Here is a 20591-nt window from a genome sequence, read left to right as displayed (position 1 = left end):
TGAAAAAAACCTCAAGGCGAGCTTGGCAATGCGCCATCATTTATGATTGAATAAAAATAAACAACTTAAAATTGTTGGCTCATATTCACGCCAACTCAAATGCCGACACCGGGGGCGTGGATGGCGGCGAGCATTATTCTATTTGCGGGCGCAACAAACGCCCTGACCATTGCGGGTCTCACTCCAAACGATCCATTCACGGTCGAGGAGATTCTCGTCACCACGCCGCAAGGCAGCGGCAGAATCAAGATCAATCCGGTCGTCATTCCGTCCCATGCGTCGACGGCGGCCAACCATCCGCGGGAATCGATTCTGATCGCGGATGCCGACGTCACACTCAATCCATGGAATCTCAAATCCTGGAGCGGGATCCAGCAAGATATCAAGAAGCTGAGAGACGATGCCGCATTCGCGTTGGCCGCGGTCGCCGAGGCGGAGCGCGACGCGTTGCGGAGCGCGCTCGCCAACGTCTCGATCGACCTTGCGGCGGCCGGCTTCTTCGGCATCAGCGGACTGCCGGTCGCGGGTGGCGGAAAATTCGAGGCCCACCTCAAGATCGACCTCACCGCTTTCAATCCCGGCCACGACGACACCGCGCTGCTGACGGCGACGTTTGCTGGAAGCGGACAGATAACGGTGTCGACCTTGGCGGGCGGCGCGAATGCGGACGCCGAATTCGGCTTCGAGGTCACGCTGACGCGCGATGAACTGGTCAATCTGCTGCCCTCGATTTCGCTGCATCCGCTGCCCCGCTTTCCCGCGCTTCATTTGCGCTGGCCGAAGATTCCGTGGCCGCATCTGGACTGGCCGTCGCTGGATCTGAGCGAACTGCTCAACCTGTTCCGGTTCGACCTGCCGATCCCGAAGATCAATCTCGGCAAATCGCCAATATGGGTCAGGTGGACCACGGCGCCCAAACTGAAGCTGGCGATCAACGCGACGAAGCAGCTGGAGATCACGACCGCTGCCGCGGAACGCGGCGACGGGACGCTGGTGTGCGAAATCGACCCCGCCGGGGGCCACCCGACCGACATTGCCAGCATCAACGGTTTCGGCATCACGCTCGACGCGGCTGGCAAACTGACGCTGGCGGGAACCATCGCTCCCGCCGGGTCCCCGGGCATCGACCTGCCCGCGACGGTGATCGAAAAGCCTGATGCGCTGCCGTTCAAGATCGAACTGGCGGCGTCCCGGCTGGACATCCAGATTCCGCCGGTCGACCTCGAACATCCGACGGCGGTCGGCGTCACCGCAACCCTCAAACTGCCGCGCGTGCTGATCCGCGCCAAGAACGATCCTGCGCTGCTGATCGCCTTCCACGCCGAATATGCCCAGACCTTCGACACCCCGACCGGTGCGACGTCGGGACAATTGACAGTACTGGAGATCGTCGAGCCCTACCCGGTCAAGCTGGTCGCGCTGGCGGCGCAGGAGGCAGCCGATCTTGCCCAGGCGCTGATCCGCTTCTTGTCGGCGCTTCACGTCCAGGGTCCGGACGTGCCGGACCTGTCCAATGTCTTCAAGGTGCTCGACCGTGTCGCCGACATGATGGCGGCGGCCGTGCGCTGGCTGGCGCAGCAGGTAGGCGCCGCCGCTCACGCGCTGCTCGGCGTTGCCGAAGCCGTCGGCGAAGTGCTGGCGAAACTGACGCGGATGCTGTGCGATGCGATCAAGTCTCTGGGCAGCAGTGGCCCCGGGATCGCGCTGGTCGTGGAGGTACGGCTCGACGCGCGCACCTATGCGCTGCGCCAGATCGTGATCTCACCGGCATGGGTCAGCCCGCCCGGCCAGCATTTCACCGGCCAGGAACTCGGGCTCAGCCTCGACATTCCCCTGGATTGGCAACCGATGCTCGTCATCGATCTCGACGGTACGCCGAACGTGGCGCTGCTGGCCGCGCCGCCGATGAATTCGCCCGCGATCCTGGGGACCGACCTCTGGCTCTCGCGCGACGCCGGCGTGGAAGCCGTCAGGGATACCGATGGCGACGGCAACCGGCTCGTCGACAAGAGGCTGATCCAGATCACCGCCCATCTGAAGACCGACAAGACGGCGATCGCGCTCATTCGCCTCAGCGGCGGCAAGGTCCAATTCATGCAGGCCTGCAAGGCGGCGATCCAGCAGACGCCGGTCACGCTGCCGGCGGGGACCAGCCTGCCCGCCGGCCTGCAGGTCACGCGCATCTCCGGCGCGCTCACCTACGGGCCGCTCGATTGGACGAACACTGTCACCGCAACGATCGAGGCCCAGACCAAGAGGCTGTTGCCGTTTCTGCAGTCAACCAACCAGAGCACGCCGAGATTTTTCGATACGCTCGGCCAGTATATCCAGATCAACGACAAGACACCGACCGCACCGACCGACAAAGGCAACGGCCAGTTCGAACTGCCGCTCAGCGTAACGCTGAAGCTCAAGGACACCAGCGCCGATTTCGATCTCAACGTCAATGTCGACGTGACGAATTTCAGCGTCCGCCTGTCCGGCGGTGACAAGGTCCGGATCTTCGGCGGAGACACAGAAGACAAAACGCGCTTCGATCTGCTGGGGCTCACGGGCAAAATCGTCCTCATTGCGCCCCGAGATATCCATTGGCCGACCGGAAAGTTTCCGTTCTTCGGGCTGGATTTCTCGCATGGAGATGTCCGGCTGTCGCTGGCGCCCGAAGTCCGGCTGGACCTAAGCTACGGCCAGGTCGCGAGCGGCGGCCGCGGCATCGTGTTTCACGTCGACGAACTCGGAATGTCGCGCAGCGGGCTCGACCTTTCGGCCAAGGTCGACCGCGACACCCCGGTCCAACTCGCCGGCGTCGACATGCCGTTCCGCTTCGACGGCGGCGGCCTGTCGATCAAGAACAGCGAAATCCAGGCGTTCTCGATCAAGGGCTCCGGGCAACTGCCGCCTGAACTGGTGGGCGAAGCCAATGCCACCATCTCGATCTCGATGGGGCGCGGCAGCGACGGGTCGCTGATCGTGCAGAGCGCCGAGGCCAAGCTCGACAAGGCCAACGATCCGATCGTCTGCCACGCGACGCGGTTCGTGCTGACGATCACGGCGCTCGGCCTCGAATTCCAGAATTTCACCGGCGAAGGCGCCGGCTACCACTTCTACTTCACGCTGACCGGGACCGCGGTATTCCAGCCGCGCGAGGGCGAGTTTGCCGACGGGCTGCTGAAGTACCTCGGCAGCATCACCATCACGCTCGACAAGGCGCCGCTTGCCCGCGATGCGTCGATGCTGCTGCGCGCGATCAGCTTCCAGGTCGCCGTGGTGCCGGCCAAGCGCTTCAACTTCTTCAACCTGTTCAATTTCGAACTGCGCGGCATCGGCTTCCATCCGGCCTCGCCCGCCTTCGGCGGCAAGCCGGCGCTGTCGATTTCCGGACAGGTCAACTTCGTCGAAGCCGGCGACGTCGTGAGCCCGCGGATCGATTTTCACGAATTGTGGATTGCGCCGCCGAAGGCCGGTCAGTCGCTTCCGCAGATCCGCTTCGACGGATTGACGCTCGGAATCCGCTTCGGCGGCGCGGCCTCCATCGAAGGCACGGCGATGACCGTCGATGATACGCTCCCGAGCCTGTATTCGCCCGGCGCGCTTCCCAAGGACGTCACCGTCCACGGCTTCCTCGCCTCCGGCAAGCTGACTATCAAGGGCTGGGGCGCGATGTCCGCCTCGATGGGCTTCCTCGAACTGCGAAAGCCGGGCGGCGATCTGCGCCAGGCCTTCTTCCTCTATGGCGAAGCCGACGACCTCTCGATTGAAATCCCGACCCCGGTCGGGCCGATCTATTTGCGCGAGGTCGGCTTCGGCTTCGGCTACCGTTTCACGCTCGCCGCCTTCAACCGCGCCGACCAGGTGACCAACGTCAAGGACCTGATCAAGGTCCTGGACGACATCTCGAAATACCAGGGCAATCTGGCCTCGGTGAGATCGTGGGAGCCGGAGGCGGAAGGCAACCGTGTCACGCTGGCGTTGCGCGGCCTGATCACGATCGAGAGCGCATCGGGCGAGAGCGAATACAACGCCGACGGCGAGAAGGAGCTGCCCAACCCGATCCTGTTCGACATCGTCGCCGCGCTGCGCAGCGACTTCACGTTCTTCCTGAACGCCCGGGTCTGGATCGCGCGCAACTACGCCGACTGGCATGATTCCAGTGCCAACGATTCCTGGCGCAACAATCCGACCCTGCGGGGCTATGTCTACCTTTCGGTGCCGCGCAAGGAGTTTCTCGGCCGCCTGATCGCCGACGGAACCGGCGACGTCGACGGCACCCATCCGAAACTGCCCGCCCCGCTCGTCAAGGCGATGAAGGGCATCCGCTGGTCGGCGACGACCTATATCCGTCCGGGGCTGTTTCACCAGGAATTCGGCTGGCCCTACGAGCTCGGCTTCACCTTCGAGGAAAAGCAGGGCGGCGGCGCCTTCCAGATCGTCTGCCAGGGCGGGCTGATCAACCGCATCGAGGACGGCGCGATGCTGTACGGCATCGCCTTCCGCGCCAACGGTTACGCGCAATTCGGCGGTCAGGTCGGCGGCCGCTCGTTCGGCGCTTCCGTGGTGGCGCGCGCCGACTTCTCGATCTCCGCGAAATTCATCGCCTACATCTCGGTCAAGCGATTCAGCGATACGCTGTTCTACGGCTCGATCGCCTTCGACATCTCGCTGTCGCTGCAGGTCAGGATTTGGCTCGAATTCAGCGTCGGCTTCACCGACATCCATCTCGAGGTCGGCTTCTCGGTCTCGCTGACGATTTCGATCGCGCTCGAGGCCGCCGCCACGCCGAACAGCATCGCCGCGCGCGGCTCGGCCTCGGTCGGCGTCGGGGCGTTCGGCCGTCACATCCGGCTCGGCATCGCGTTCGCGGTTAATCCCGGCCGCCTCGACGAGGCGCGCGCGCGTGTCGAACGCTTCATGCAGCTCGGGCTTACGGTTGCCATGCCCGATGCCGAAAAGGGCCTCGCGCCGCCGGCGCCGGAACTGCCGCGCGGACCGCGGGCCGGCGACGCCGATCAGGCCGTCGACAATGCGCTCGACAAGCATGAGGCCGTGACCGCGCCGCTGCCGGGCGCTCTTCCGATCGCGCAGGGACGGGATCTGCAACCGACCGCCTATTGGGCGATGCTGTTCCCGGTCGCCGGCGACCACGATCAGTTCGTCATGGTGTTCGTGCCGCGGGATCACACCGAAACCGGGCTGGACAACAGCGTCCTTCCGACCGTCGGCACCGATGGCCAGTTGCTCGGCAGTTTCTATCCGCCGCCGTATGGCAAGCGAACCGACGCCACCGGCGCCGTCGTCGACGGCCCCAACGCCAATGCGCTGCAGATCGCGCTGGAGTCGGGGCCCGGCTTCTCGATCGACCGCTTCAAATGGACCGGCGGAACCGAAACCGTAACGGTGAACGCGACTGCTCCGCTGCCGCTGCAATACAATTTCGATGCCGTCGTCGCGCGCACGGCGGACAAGAAGGACAGCATCAAGCTCGATAATTTCCTCAGCCAGTGCTTCGTCGTGCGCGATAAACCTCAGAAGTCGACGAGCCTTGGCGAACCCTGGGCGAAACGGATCAGCGCCGCCCCCGAGCGGCTTCCCGACACGCGCGAGGCCGCGGCGCAGGTGCTGACCGAGGCCGGGCGCGACCAGCTTGCGCTCGGGCTCGAGGAGCGCGCCGCCAACGACATCGAGGAACGGCGCTCGGCGGCGGTGGCTTCGCTTTGCGACTCCGCGGCCAATCTCGCCGCGTCGCCGGCCGCATGGAATCAGCCCGCCACGGAGGGCATCGACGCCAGGTCGTTCGGCGTCGCCTTCAGGATCGACCGCACCGAGATCGATGCGCTGTTTCCGCTGAAAGACGACAATCCGCGCAAGGCGACCTTCAAGCTGCAGGCGGTCGACAGCACGATTACGCCGCTCGACGGCAATGTCCATCTCTTCAATCCGCCGGAACGGATGTTCAGCGAGCGCGGGCCGCGGCTTGCCGATCCAGTGATCGAAGCGACCCCCAACGGCATCCGCCTCGACTGGGACCTCGAGCCCGCCTTCGGCCCGTCGGCCGGCGTATGGCACGATCCCGAATTCAACCTGAAGCACTATCGGATCGAACGCATCGTTACGACGGCGAACAGCCTCGACAGCCGGTACAAGCCGTTGCGCATCACGACCAAGGCCGCCGGGCCGATGCGCCTGGTGCGCGACCCCGTCACCGCCAATTTCGTCTGGCGTTTCGTTCGGCCCAACGCGCAGTTCGTCGACGACCTGTCCGACCTTCCCGCCGAGTTGCGCCGCTTGCTGCTGCCGCCCTCGAACATTCCCGCCAATGCACCCGCCGGTCCGCCGGCGAACCTTCCCGATCCGCCACCGAGCATGCTGCGCTACGTCGTGGTGCCGGTCGACACCGCCGGCACCGACGGACCTCCGACGCCGCTGGTGCTGCAGACCACCAAGGCCGAACCGGCGCGCAAGGGCGTTGCCCGCGCGGTGCTACATTTTGAATACCGCGGCAGCCAAGAAAAGGTCGTCGCCGACGTTACCACGACAACGTCCCTTATGCCGGCGTTTACGCTCGGCATCGACGACGGCGGCGACTTGCCGGCCGCCGACCCGAAGAAGCGCAAGGACCTGAAGTCGCCGCGCGTCTACGTGGTGCGCGTTCGCAAGGAATTGGCGATCCCGATCGGCCATTATGGCTCGGATGCGGTCAGCGACGCCCGTGCAAGGCCGTCGGCTGCCGATTTCGCCACCAAGCGCCCCACCGATCGGGATTTCGTCATCACCCTGACCGACGGCCTGCTGCCCACGGCGCCCGGCACCCCGGCGGAAAAGGTCCAGGAGCCGAGTTTCGACGACCCGTCGGCGGTCGTGGCCGCGACATCGCCGGCAACGCCGGGTTACATGATCAACGACCTCGACGGCTTCAGAGCGGCGATCGGCGCCCGGCGAACGCCACAGGACAGGCTAGACAACGGGCCGATCGGCGTTCGCTTTGCGATCCAGCCGCAGCTCAACCCCACGGTCAACGGCGACGAGCCGCCGTGGTGTCCGATGGACACGACGATCCTGATCGCGCTGACGGACGTGGTTACACCGGACAATTCGGCGGACAATCTGCCGGCGGTCGCGGCGCCCGTGGAAGTGTTCGAGCACCCGGTCAAGATCGACTCGGCGCCGTTGCTGGCCGAGGACCTCGATGGCGAGGCCGGCCGGGTGACGATCCTGCATCCGCAAAAGGATGCCACACTGGCGCAGCTGGTCGGCTGGCGCGACGGCTCGACCGGCACGCCACCAGTGGTACGGCTACGCGATGCCGCGCGCCGCGTCGGCACGAAAGTGCGCTGGAACGCCAGGCCGGCCGCATCGGAGACGCCGGCCACGGACCGCAGCGCCAAACGCAACGCGTTGTACTTCGCCGGATACGATCTCTTCGAACTCGACGTTGCCGGCGAGGCCGAAGGCGCCACCAGCGCACCCACTGCACTGACGATGCATTACCTGTTCAGCAGTTCTAATGTGGACGCCAATCCCGGCAACGCGCTGCGGGTGCATGTCGCCGACGGCATGATGGATGCCATCCTGGTCGGCGGCGATCAGGTGGCCAACCTCGACAGCCTGGATGATTCCGGCGACGCCGCGAAAGGCCAGATCCGCGTGATCCAGGTCGACAATCCGGCGAATGCGCTGACGTTCGACCTGAAACTCTGCGTGCGGGCGCGCGGCTACCGCAAGCTGGTCGTCGAGCCGGTCCCCGGCAAGCCTCCCTTTGCCGACGGCAAGGCGTTGGCGCTGATCTTTACCCGCGATCCACCGGCAAGCCACCTGGCGCGCGTGCAGGCCCTGCCCGCCTCGCTGGCGCGGCTCGACCCGGCCGAGATCATCGATTTCGCCAAGATCGAGGCGCACTATCCGAGCGAGACAAGCCGTCTCCTGGCGTCGACCGCCACGAGGCAGGGCGCGTGGTATTCGCCGGCGGAATCCTTCCTAGTCTGGCCGGAGCGCATCCTGCGCCGCTCGCTCGCGCTCAATGTCGACGAGCCGGTGTTGACCGAACTGCTCTCCAACGGCCGGCCTGAACGCATTGCCGTCGCGCTCAAGATCACCGGTGCTTTCGACAAGGCCGATCATCTGGATGGTGAAATACGCCGCGTGCTCCGCACCGGATCGGAAGAAACCCAGAATTCAAACGGCTTCAAGCCGGCCGATGCCGCCGGATGGACCGCGGCATCGTTGCGCGAACTTTTCCAGAGCCTGGTCTGGAATTCGAACAAGCCGGAAATTCGCGCAGGCTACGACAAGTTGCCGCTGCCGTTCCGCAACGCCCGCCTGACCGTCTCCGCGCTCAAGTCCGGCGCGCCAGACGTCGTGCTCGGCAGCGCCGACTGGCAGATCGATCTCGATCCGGCAATGCACCCGGTGCTCGCCGACGTCATCGACCGCGCACGATACGCCACATTGCCGGACCGCATTCTGCGCTATCCGCAACTGGTGCTGGACGCCGCCGCCAGGCAAGCCATCGAGACTTGGTTGTCGAATCCGGCGAATACCATCGGTGCTTCGGTCTGGTTCGATCTTCGCGACTGGACCGCGCCGGTGTCGAAGCCGGCACTCGGCTTTCAACTCGACGGGGATTTCCGGTTCGCTTCCGTTGAGTCGCCGGCCGAATTCCGGATCGAGCCGCCACGTGAAAAGACCACGGTCTCCCGCACCGATGTTATCAAACAGATCATGGGCGCGATCCAGCGGCTGACATTGCAGCTGGACGGCAAGCAGGTTGCCGCCATCGGCGCGCTGTCGCCCGCAAATCTGGTCGTCAAACTCGGCACCGCACCAGGTGCGCCCGCCTCCACGCCGCAACCGTTCACGGTCGCGGCACAGACAAGGCCGGGGCCGCGCTATCGGCGCTATGAGCCGGTTCTGGAGCAGTCGCCCAAGATCAACGCCAAGGAGATCGCGGGCTGGTTCGATGAAACGCCGGTGCAGCGCGATCCCTACGGCTGGAGCATCCTGCGCAGCCTCGGGCTCGCCGCAGGCCTCAAACTCTACGACACCGAAGCGCGCGACTATCTGCCTCCGGCCGAGACGCTGGAAACCCTGCTAGGCGCGTTCGCCGAGATCCTGCCGCGATATCCGATCGCCGGGATCGGCGCGCCGTTCGTCGACATCATCACCCATGCCGGCGGCACCATGTCGCTTGCGTCGTTCGACGGCAGCATGAGCGGCGTCGCAGCCGACGAGGTAGAGGCGTTGCGCAGCGACAAGGCGCTGTCGCTGGTGCAGATTGCCATGCGTCCGACCGTCGACAGATTCGCCAGGGTCTGGACGGATCACGGCGATGAGAGGCCTGGCAGCTTCGAGCCGATCGAGAAGGTCGTCGCCTACTTTGCCGTCAAGCCGACCGATCCCACGGGCGCTCCGAAAATCACCATCGATCTCAACGGCCTCAATCCCGCACCGGGACTGGTGGCCATCGCCGAGGTGATCGACCTTTCGTCCGGACTAGCGAAACCTCCGGTCGTCACGCTCGTCTCCAAGGCCGGCACCGGCAACGCGGAGCTGCGCACGGCGATGCTGGACGGCGTCGGCGAACAGCAGACGCTCGACATCGACGCCAGCCGGCTCGCACCCAAAGCCGTTGCCGCCATCGTGCGCGTCACCGTGAACGCGGGCGACGCCGCCCAGATATTCAGCCAGCCCGCCGGATCGACGTGGGTCACCGGCGCCACGATCGAGGAAATCTCCTCGCCGGATGGTCCCGAGGTGCAGCCGTTCGGCCGCTTCCCGGACATGACGGCACGCCGCTACGGCGCGCTGGCCGCGGCCGGCGGACATCAGTCGCTGATTGACGCGATCGAACGCTTCCGCATCTATGCGGTGCGTCGCCTGCCGGATGGCTGGCCGAATGCAACCGACGTTCCGACGCTGGTGGCGCGGATCCCCGAATGGACCAGGCGCTTCTTCAACCACGGACCGGCCGCGCAGCCGGATCGTTCAGCGATGCCGCTTTTCGCAATTGCCGAAGTGACCCGGCCGGATCCGTGGCGCGTCGGCGTCGCGGGCGACGGCACGATGGAAGTGCTGTTCACGCATGACGACCGCAAGCGGCGCCTGAAACGCTATGCGGTGCGGCCGTTCGGAAGATATGAAGCGTTCGCCGATGCGCTGACGCATGCGAGCGACCCCGATGTTCCGCCGCAGCCCCCGCGCCTCGGTGGCGCGTGGAGCGACATTCTGGCCGACGGCGCCGACGTGCAACGGAAGTTCGAGGAGAACTGGAGCCAGCGCTTCTTCGACGTGGTGCTGCCGCGCACCGAGCCGCTCGCGCCGCCGGTGCTGATCGAAGCCCGGCGCGTCGAGATTTTGCCGCCGGCCACCGCGACCGATCCCGCGCCGCGCAAGGTTCTCGAGCTACTGTACACACGGCACCCGGAAGAAGTGCTGTCCGAGGCCAATGTTACCGTCGAGGGCGCGCTGTCGTTCGAGACCGTCTCGTACGGCTTCTGGCGCGAATTTCCGATGCAGTGCTGGGCCAACGACCTCGGATCGGGCAGCACCACCGAGAAGTTCGGCGACTGGGACCGCCGCCCCGCCCCGTTCCAGCTCATCGAGAGCGACGACGAGTTCGGCGGCCTGGCGCAGGTGCCGGCGCCGGACGGCAAGTCAGGTCTCGTCCCCGGCCGCTTCACCGACGGCTGGCGCGGCGCGCTCGCGCTGCGCACCGAGGCCATACCCTACTTCTTCCGTACCCATGTCGCGGCGTTCGCCTCGGCCGGCGTGGTCGTCTCCGAACCGGTCATCGCCACCATCGAGGAAGGCCACTACGAACTCGCGCTGCCATGGAAGCCCGGCGCCACGGCAAAACCCGACGACATCTTCGTCAGCACGCCGCCGCCGGTCTGGTCTGTGGCCCGGCACTGCAGCGGTCCGAACCCCGAAATCTGGGTCACCTTCGACCTTCCGCTGGCCCGCCTGTTCGATTCGATGCCGCAGGATTCGCGGAAAATCTGGTTGCAAGGAAACATTCCGGACGTCTTCATGCTGCCCGATCCGGTCGCGCGACATGAGATCGGCGTGGTCGCAACCGATGATGCCGGACTGTCGGCCGCATCGGCCGAGATCGACATCATCGGGCAGCAACGAACCGTGACACGACCGGAACCGGGCAAGCCGGTCACGGCTTCGGGTTATCGGATGAACCTGGTCGGTCCGTTATTCAGCCCGTCGTCGTCGGTGCTGCTCTCGCCTGCGCGGCAATCCGGCAGCGGGACATGGTGGAAGCTCAGCCCGTCGGTACTGGTGAAGCCGAATGCCACCTTGCCGTCGGACAAATTCGCGCCCTCGATTGCCGCAAAGGATCCGACGAGCGGCGGCACCGACCCGTTGCGGGGATTTCTGCTCGCACCGGAAGAGTTCGGCGCCGCCGGAATCTGGCCGGTGGTCGCGCCAACCACCACGCTGACATTCGAAGTTCACGTTCCCACGGTCAACACCGGATGGCCGGCTTTCGTCGCCGCGGTCGCTGCGTGGCGCGCCGTCTATCTGGACTACCGGGCCGTTGCGGGAGCCAAGGCGATCTGGGAATTCCTCGATCTCTGGGCCAACACCTCATGGCCGCCGCCGGCAACCCAGCCGAAGAAATTGACCACGGCCGAGTTCGCCGCGGGCTTGCCATGGCCGCCATCGACCCTGCCGCCCGACGTCAGCATGAGCGAGTCCGGCGGCTGGAACTGGCCGACGCTCACCGGCGGTGGCGTCGCGCAGCGTCAAAGAGTACGCGCCATCGTTCCGAAAACGGGGTACAGCGCCAAGGATTTCAGGACCAAGATCGGCGAGCCCATTTGCGCCGAAATGCGCCGCGTCGTGACTGCGTGCGACGAATTGAAGAATCCGTTCGCGAACTACGCGCCGCTCAACACGGTGTTGCCGGCCGACCCGCCGGTTCTGCCGCCATCCGGCTCCATCGCCAAGGCGGCCTACCGTCTCGCCACCACCAAGACCCTGCCCGAGTGCCTCGATGTCGTCGCCGCGATTCCGATCACGGTCGATCGCACCGCGGCCAACATCGCCACCAAGATCAACGACCTCATCGCGGCAATCGAGGCTCTGCGTTTCACGTCGACCGCCATTTTCGATCTCGGCGCCCTCGAAGACGAGGTCGCCGACGCGGTGGAGATGCACCTGCCCTGTCATGCCCTGGCCGACGCGAGCATCGTCGCAAAGCTTGCGGACGTCGATGCCGGCGCGCTCGGACGGTTGCGGGTCTGGTCGCTGTTGCTGCGCCAGCCGCCCGACGATGGCGAGCGCAAGCAGATGATGGATGCGATCGGTCAACTCGCGCCCGACCCGCAGGAGGACAAGGCCGGTCTGGTCAAATTCGTGGACCGTAGCCTTGCCGACCAGATTTTCGGCAGCGGGCGATCGCCGCGCATCAAGGTCTACCGTGGCACCAGCGTGCCGCAACTTGATCCAATCCAGAGAGCAGGGGCATAGCGATGGCTGATCGCATGACCGCGTTTCGCCGGGTCAACATCGACGGGCCGGATTACGGCACCAACGATCCGGTGTGGCAGGCCTCGCTTGATCTCGGCGCGCAACCCAACGCCGGCGCCAACCGGCCGCCGCGCAACTATTCGATCCGCGTGATCTTGCAGTCCGCACATGCCCATCAGGTCGGCGTCGAGGACCAGGCCGGCGTCAACTTTCAGGAACCGATGTTGCTGGCGCTGGCGGCAACCACCGTGGATTTCCGCAAAAATCCATCCTCGGCTCCCTTCGTCAAAATCGGCAAGGCCCAGTTCACGCCGTTTGCCCTCGCCGATCTGGCGCCGTTGCCGGCCGCACCTGCCGCCGTTGCCGCGCCGCCCCCGCCTTCGCGTTATTCCGACTTGCGGGTGGCGCCGAAATTGGCGTGGCCGCCGCGGCCCGAAGGCTTTACCAAGATCGGCAACCTGTTCGAACTCGCAGCCCCCCGGCTTCGCGCCACCCGCGGGCGAATTCCTGTCGTCTGTGCGCTGGACGCCGAACCGAAAAACAGCTCCGGCGACCCGCGCTACCCGCTGACCAGGCTGTTGTCGATCGAATGGGCGACGCCGGGCGACTATGTTCGAATCTTCGGCGGGCTTTTGATCCGGCGGCGGAAAACCGCAAAGCCGATCGTCGGCACCAAAGCCTCCGACGCCATTACGTTCGATCTGACGCCTGACGGCATTGAATTCGAGGTGCTGGTCCACGATCCATTCGGGACCGGGACCGGGACCGGCACCAGCGATCGATTGCCGTTGCGGGTACGGCTGGTGCCGATCGAAACCAGCGACGGGACGAGTGGCTTGCAACTTGACCTGATCGACGAAGGCCGGCCGCCTTCCGGTTCGGCGTCTCTGCCGAAACTGAAAGCCGGCCTGACCTGGATGTCGCGCGATCTTGCCGAGCGAGGCGGCTGTATTTCGCTGCAGGTCAACACCGACGCCGTGCCGCGGCTGACCTGGCCGCTCCAGATCAAGGGCGACGCGGTATCTCCGGTTTGGCTGTGCGACAACCCGACGGCCATCCCTGGCGCGGATCTCGTTCCGTCGGTTCGCATTCTCGAAGATGCGGTGGCGGTGCGGCTATTGACGCGCGAGGACTATGGCGGCGGCGAGCCTGGCGTCGCCGAGCTTGCCGGGCACAGAGCCGTGCTGTCCGCGCGTCGCGGTAGCGATCCCGTCGTGCTGACCATCACCTCGCTGGCCGGGCAGCCCGCCACGCTGGAAGCGATTGCGGCGGCATCTCCTACCGTGCTGCTGACCTGGAGCGAGGCCGCGCCGCCGGCGCTCAATCCGGACAAGATCGAGGTCAAGACGTTTTCCGGAATCGTCGACGCCGCGCCGCTCGCGGCACGTCTCGGCGAAGTCTGGTCGGCATCCGGCGCCATCGCTGCCGGCACACGGCCGCCTTATGCGTTCATCGCGCTCGAACGCGGCTGGGTCCAGATGCCGCTTCCGCCGGCTCCCGGGCCGGACGATCCACCACCGGTCAAGCTGCTCGCCGCCGGTTCGGCGTTTCGCGGTTTCCTTCGACTGGCGATCGGCGCCGACGGCACCGCGGCGCGCGCCGACAATCCGACTCTGCCGGGCCTCGAAATCGTCGCAGCCCAAAGCGTCGCCATCACCGTCGTCTGGAAGAAACCGCTCGACACTACTCTTCCACGCAGCATTGCCGCCACGGTGAAAGCCGCCGCCGGCACGCTCGAGGGCGTGTTGTGGGCCGGCGAAGGCAGTCCTTCGCCGACCGAAATCCTGCCGCCGCTGGATGCGGGTCCGGCGGCTCTTACAAGCGTGCCGATTTCATTCGGGGTCAGCGGTCCGACCAACTGGCAGGTCAAGGTGACCGGTTTCACCGAGGGCGGTCCCGGCTTGATCAGCTTCTCGCTGCCGCTACCGGTGTCCGATCCCCTGCTGGTCTGGCAGCCGCACCCGACCCTGGCCCTGGTCTCGTCGGTATCGATGACCCGCACGGCCGAAAGCGCCAAGCGTCCGTCGGCGACACGCGAACTGGTCCCGACCGAAGTGATCGGCGGCCCGACCGCGCCGCTGGCGTTGACCTTCGTCGCCAACACAGCAAGCGTCAAAGCGCGGCTTCCGATCATCGAAACGCTGCCCATGCAGACGACCGCGTTTGGCGACGGCCGCTGGCGCTGGCCCTGGCCGCCGTTGCGGGCCGCGGGTTTCGGCCCCTACCCTGTTCCATCATCTCCGGAGGAAAGCGCAGGCGTGGCGCTGGCGTCGCTGACCTTGCCGGGAATCGAGTTTACGCCCGCTGCCGATGCGACGACGGCGGTGGCCTCCAGCGAGATGCGGGTATCGCTGCGCTACGATCTGCCGATACTCGACGAACTCTTTGCAAATTCCAGGGCGCCGGAGCCGAAGGTGCCTGCATCCACCGCGGCGAATTCGCCGGGCGGCTCGTCCGATATTCCGGCAAGCCCGCCCCGGACCGATACGCCACCGACAGCGCTCGATCTTGCACGGTTGTCGGGTGTGTGGTTCGAGAACGCGCGAAGGCTGGCGCGCGCGCGCACCGAAGCCGACCGCGTCGTGTTCCGCGAATTTCAGAACGCCGACAACAAACAGGTCGTCGAACTCTGGCATCCTCTCACAGGCATCGCCGACGGCGTCGTCCGCGGATTGGCGGAGCCTTATGTCTGGCAGCAGGTCCCGTTCAGCTTCAAAGCCCTGCCCCCGGCGCCACATGACGATATCAACCTCGGCGCCTATCTCCTTGGTGGCGTCACGCAGTATGGCCCGGCCGCCTTGGCCGGCCTGCCCGACACTCATTTCACGGCAACCGGAAATGTGCTGACGGTTGCGGGTGCGCCCGGTCCGAACCAGATCGAGGTGAAGGGCTTCGCGGCCTCTTCCTTTCAGGTCGCGTTCCCGCCGCCGGTCCCGCCGGCGTCGCCCCCACCAAATCACTTGCAGGACGCCCGCGGCCTGTCGCTCGCGCTCCTGCCGGATCTGACGGCGGCCCACCAGACCAGCCGCACCGTTGCGCTGCGCGCGGCGCCCGATGACCAGACGCTGGTGCTGGCGACGCTGCGAAAGCCGGTCGAGGTCGCCATCGGCAGCATGCGGTGCTCGTTCTGGTTCCGCGACCTGCCGCTCAAGCCAGACGCCGGCGGGCTGACCTTCGACACGTCAGGAGGTCTCGAAACCGGATTAGGGCCCGACCCGACCGCGATCAATCGCAACCGGGTTGCACGCACGCTGTACGAATGGAGCTTCTTCGGCCCGCCGGAAACAAGGCCGACACAGCCAGATCGCGGCCGGTTCGAGTTCGATCTCGCCGGTCCGCTTGCCGCACGTCCGCTACGGCTGCTCAGCGCCGATGTCGCGGCGGATGGCAGCGTGCTGCGGTTCGAATTGCTGGTTTCTGTGCAATACAAGTCACCGCCTTCCGACCCCAACGACGTTGCCCCGTTCGCGGCGGAGAAGATTTACGCCAGCGGCAATCTGGTCCGCCTGACGTTCGGACCGGGTCTGACGGCGGACAACAGCCTTGCGCTGACGAAAATGGTTCGTATCGAGCTCAAGGATCTCTCGGATCCGACCGCGACCTCCGACCCGTTCGTTCCACCGGCAAAGACGGATCCGAAGCCCGAGCAAAAGCCAGGGCCGGTTTCGCTGATATCGGATGTCGACGTTTATCACGGATCCGACGCGACCTCGCCGAAATCGACGACAAGGCTGAGCTTCAATTTCTTCTTCACGCGCGACGTCCAGGGCACCACGCCGGACATCGCGTCCGCGAGCCTTCGCGTGCGGCTGTTCGGACAGGACTGCAATCTCGCTACCACGACGGCCGGCTTTAGCCCGCAAGGTCTGACCGCCACGTTCACGGCCCAGCCGCCGCCAGGCGGCATCCTGAACCTCAGGAAGATGCAACTGGTCTGGCCTCCGAACGGCGGCCCGACACTTTACCTTGTCGACGGCGATATCACGGTCCCGCTGCGCGAAGCGGTGGACAGTCCGCCCGCGTTCAAGCGCAACTTTGCCGACCGGACGCTGCAATGGCTTGGGCTGGGCGCGCGCCCAGTCAATGGCCCGGAGTCGATCGATCACGAAACCGGGCTGTTCACGCTCGACGTCAGCGACCGGATCAGCGTTCCCGTCGATGGCCAGAATGCGCCGGCACTGTTCCGCGGCTTTACGTTGCCTGACGGGACGTTGCGCGGAGCCGTCGTCGTGGTGTTCCCGAAGCGATACGCCCGCGAAGGCCAGAAATGGCCTGCGTGGCCGACGCCGCCGCTCGGCTCGGCATTCGTCGAATTCGCATTTGACGCGGATGCAACGAAATCTCCGCAGCGGATCACCGCGATCCGTCATCGTCATACCGGCAGCAGTGATCCGGTAACCTGGACCTCGCAACTGCTGCTGGATGCCGCTTTCCAGGCGGATAACCTGAGCACCAGTTCGATTTCGTGGCCGGTCGGCTACGCCAGGCCGAGCCGCGTCACCTTCGACGCGGACTCCTCCGTGGCGGGGGACTGGACGGCTACGCTGACCATGCGCGGCAGCGCCGATCCGATGGAGAAGCTGCTGCTCACGCACGACGTACGGCCGCGGCTTTGCTCCCACGAACTGCCGACGGACCACCTCGTCGTCGACAGCGGCGCCATCGTGCTCGACCGCTCGTGGTCGTTCCGCGCCGTCGTCGATCACACGCTGACGCCGGCCAAGGGAGGCTGGCCCGGCGCGCCGGCCGCATCGGCGAAGCAGGCGCTGACCTGGACCTCGGTCGACGAAGTGATCATGTTCGACATGCATCGGCTGGTCGCTGCGGCTAACCTGGCGCCGGATCCGGTGCGCGACCGCTATGCCTTCCTCGCGCGCTACAAGGAAACCGCCCCGGACCCCGATATCCTCATCGCCGGCGTAGTGCGTCGCGCACTCGCGGATGCGGGTTTTCCTGTCGAATACATCATGCAGGCGCTGAAGGGGACGACCGCACCGGACTCGCTCATCCTCACCGGAGCGACCCTGACCGAAGTGGTGACATCGCAGGAGACACCCAATAAGGGCGTCGTGCTGGTCCCGCAATGGATCCTGCCCTGGGCGCCCCTGAGCAGTGCGCCGGGGGGCGATCCGCATGGCGAGACCGCGCTCGGCGCGTTGAAAGCGTGTCCGCAAACCCAGAGCGACGGCAGCGATTTCGTCTATAACATTGCGCTCTATGACGCGACCGCCGGCACGCCGCACTCGCTGGAAGGCGCGCCACCGTGCTCGCTGGCGGCCCAGGACGGAACGCAGAGCCTGCTCGAGACACGGATGTCCTCGATCGTGGGCGGCGGTAGGGCCCGCACGATGGTCGCTGTCGATCAGGTCCTGCTCGTGCAGAAACCCACCGCCCCGCCGCCGCTCAACCGGCCGCTGTTTCCGCGCACGCTGCTGGCGCTGGGCGCGGTCGCGGAGGCGTATGGCAAGACCCTGGACGGTCCCGCGGCGGCGCCTTTTGCGCAGCGGATCAGTTGTGTCACGGCACGCGCCGTCCCGCTCGACGGCATCCGCGCCGCGGGCGAGATCAGGTTCGCCGTGACCGCATGGCCCGCGAACGCGGCGCCGCTGGACCCTGCTCCACCGGCGGTGACGCTGATCGTGACCGACGAGAGCTCGGTTCACAGCGACATCCTTCCCGCCGCGCTGGCCGCCACGCTGGTCGATACCACCAGCAACGAGATCGTCATGGACGGGAAGCAGCGCGCCGATGCGTCGATGCGCGCATTCGGGCTGAGCGCGGATCCGCGTGCCCTGATCCTGGCCAGCGTCGACAGCAGCTATTTGACCATTCGCGATCCCCAATCGCCGCTGGTCTCGCCGCCACATGTTTCCTGGCTGGTTACTCCGCCCGCGCTCGCGCTGATGGCGGAGCGGCGGCCACACGTCCTGCGGAAACTCTCGGACACCATCTACGCCTCGCCGACGCTGGGCTGGCCCCTGATCCCGCGCCCGGAAGATGCGGCGAAAGCGCATGCCAGCCTCGGCAAGGAAGAAGTGCGTCGCAACGAACGGCAGGCCTGGGCCGGACGCACACGCGGCATGGCCTGGCCCGCGGTCGCATGGGACCGCAATACCGCGATCGCCACGAACGCACTGGGAACGGTCGAGGGCAGCTATTCGCCAAACGATGCCGCGGAAATGCGCGACAGCGCCTTCATCACCGCCGGGCAACGGACTGCATTCCGGCGCCGCGCCGCGAAGAACCTGCGGGCGCCGGCCGACCGGCTTTCGGTGCTTGCACCGCCGCGCGCGCGGGCGCCGGCCATCGACGCGATGGCGACGGCATTTGATCAGGCGCGCAATCCGCTACCGGACAACAGTCATCCGGCCGACAGGGCTGGCCTCGCGCCGATGCTTCCCGGCGCGATCGAAGCCACCGTCACCGGGCAACGGCCCGGCGCGCTGCTGACGCAGTTCGAGGGCGTTCTGCTGACGTCCTTCATGGTGCCCTTCGACAAGGATTTTAGCCGGTTCGGCCGCCCGGCCTGGCGCGGTCCGCTGACCCTGCGCCAGGTCCGGGCGCCGCGATCGTCCGCGCTTCCCGAAATTTCAGACCCCGCGATCCGGCGCAAGACCTACCTGTCGATGGACGAGGTCGATGGCGCGAAGTACCTCAAGACCTTCAAGATTATCGAGGGTCCCGCGCAAGTCGTCCGCTTCGATCGCACCCTGACGGCGGACACGCGCAGCCCGCATGCGGTGACGATCCGCGTGCAGGATCCGGATCAAGGCCGTCTTTCCGCCGACTGGGACGGCAAAATCCGCTTGGTCGCTACCGTGCCGGGAGATTTGGCCGCGCCCGATCCGGCCGCCCACGTCGCGCTGGCCCGGATCGGTGTGCTTCCTCCGAAGCCCAAAGGTCCAATACCTACACCGATCGAGGCGCGGCGTCCGCGTGCCGAACTGCGAGTCGGCGACGTCGTCGTCGCGTTCACCCAGATGACATGGGGCGAGACGATCGACGCCACTGGGAAGCCAACGAGCAGTGCCACTCCGAAGCGCTTGCTGATCGACCTGACCGTCGAGGGCACAGCGCGCGACGCGGCGCAGGTCGCAGTGGCGCAGGCGCTGCGGGATTCCTCGGCGGACACGCCGGTGCAGATCACGTTCCGCGGCACGCCGCCGAGCCATGCTGATGATGGCGATCCGGCGATCGACGCAGCCGGCGTCACGCCGCTCGAAACAGGAAACACGCAATCGCTTCTCCCAGGTCCGCCGCCTGTTCTGGTGTTCGACCTGCCTCATGTCCCGAGCCGGCAACGCTGGCTGCCGATCAAGAGGTTCACTCTGGCGTTCGGCGATCCGGCCTATGATCGCGAGCTCGGCAGCCCTGCGCGCAACAACCGTGTCGGCATCGACGACGTGCCTCACCTGCTTGCGGTCGATCGCGCCGAGTATGATCCGGCGTCGACGATTTTTCTGGCGTTCTGGAAGCGGGCGAAGGGGATCGGCACCAAGCCTGAAAAGCCCGCAGGCAACTGGGCGCTGAGCGTCCAGCTCGTCCCCGGCAATGGCGGGCCGCCGCGGCAACTGCAAATCGCTGCAACCGCCCCGAGACCGGCCAGTAGCGACCCGCGCTACAACGTGGACGGAAACGAAACCTACGCCATCCCGCTGTCCGCGCTGCGGGAGCCCACCGATCCGAAAAACCCGGCCGCCGACGTGCCGGCGCAATTGAAGGCGGGCGACCGCGTTCGGCTGACGGTCAACAACGTAGCCGACGACAAACAACAACTGACGCTCGATGTCGGCATCATTGCCCAGCCTGTGTTGCCACCGCCGGCGTCCACCTATGGGCTCGCGACGCTGCAACGCGTGGACGCGGCCGTCGGCACCGCGCTGTTTGCAACGGCGCCGCTGCCGCAGGCCATCGAGTTTCCGGACCTGCTGGGTGACCTCGTCGCAGGCCATGTGCGCCGGCGCGGACTGTTCCTCTGGCCCTTTGTCAGCAACGGCGTCTCAGGCACCGATCCCGACCACGCGTTCGGATTTCTCGTCAAGATGGATCGAACCGGCGGCGGCCAGCTGCCGGCGGCCAAGACCGACTTTCAGAAATCCGAGAGTTGAACTGAA

General features: G+C 66.1%; 2 protein-coding genes. Both read left to right on the top strand.

What is annotated here, in order from left to right; genetic code table 11:
• Positions 1–120 precede the first annotated feature (120 nt).
• Positions 121–12477: a hypothetical protein gene (locus S58_RS17030; RefSeq protein WP_015666583.1), complete on the top strand. Its 12357-nt coding sequence runs from the start codon at positions 121–123 to the stop codon at positions 12475–12477.
• Positions 12478–12479: 2 nt separating this feature from the next.
• Entirely contained in the window at positions 12480–20585 is an 8106-nt protein-coding gene (locus tag S58_RS17025) for a hypothetical protein (protein ID WP_015666582.1), read from the top strand.
• The last annotated feature ends 6 nt before the right edge of the window (positions 20586–20591 follow it).

Source organism: Bradyrhizobium oligotrophicum S58 (assembly GCF_000344805.1).
GTDB classification, from domain to species: Bacteria; Pseudomonadota; Alphaproteobacteria; order Rhizobiales; family Xanthobacteraceae; genus Bradyrhizobium; species Bradyrhizobium oligotrophicum.
Note: the sequence above shows the minus strand (reverse complement) of the source record. Positions and strands in the feature narration are given on the sequence as shown.

Coding starts and splice junctions, on each gene's coding strand:
- S58_RS17030 (WP_015666583.1), top strand. CDS start 121: ATGGCGGCGAGCATTATTCTATTTGCGGGCGCAACAAACGCCCTGACC.
- S58_RS17025 (WP_015666582.1), top strand. CDS start 12,480: ATGGCTGATCGCATGACCGCGTTTCGCCGGGTCAACATCGACGGGCCG.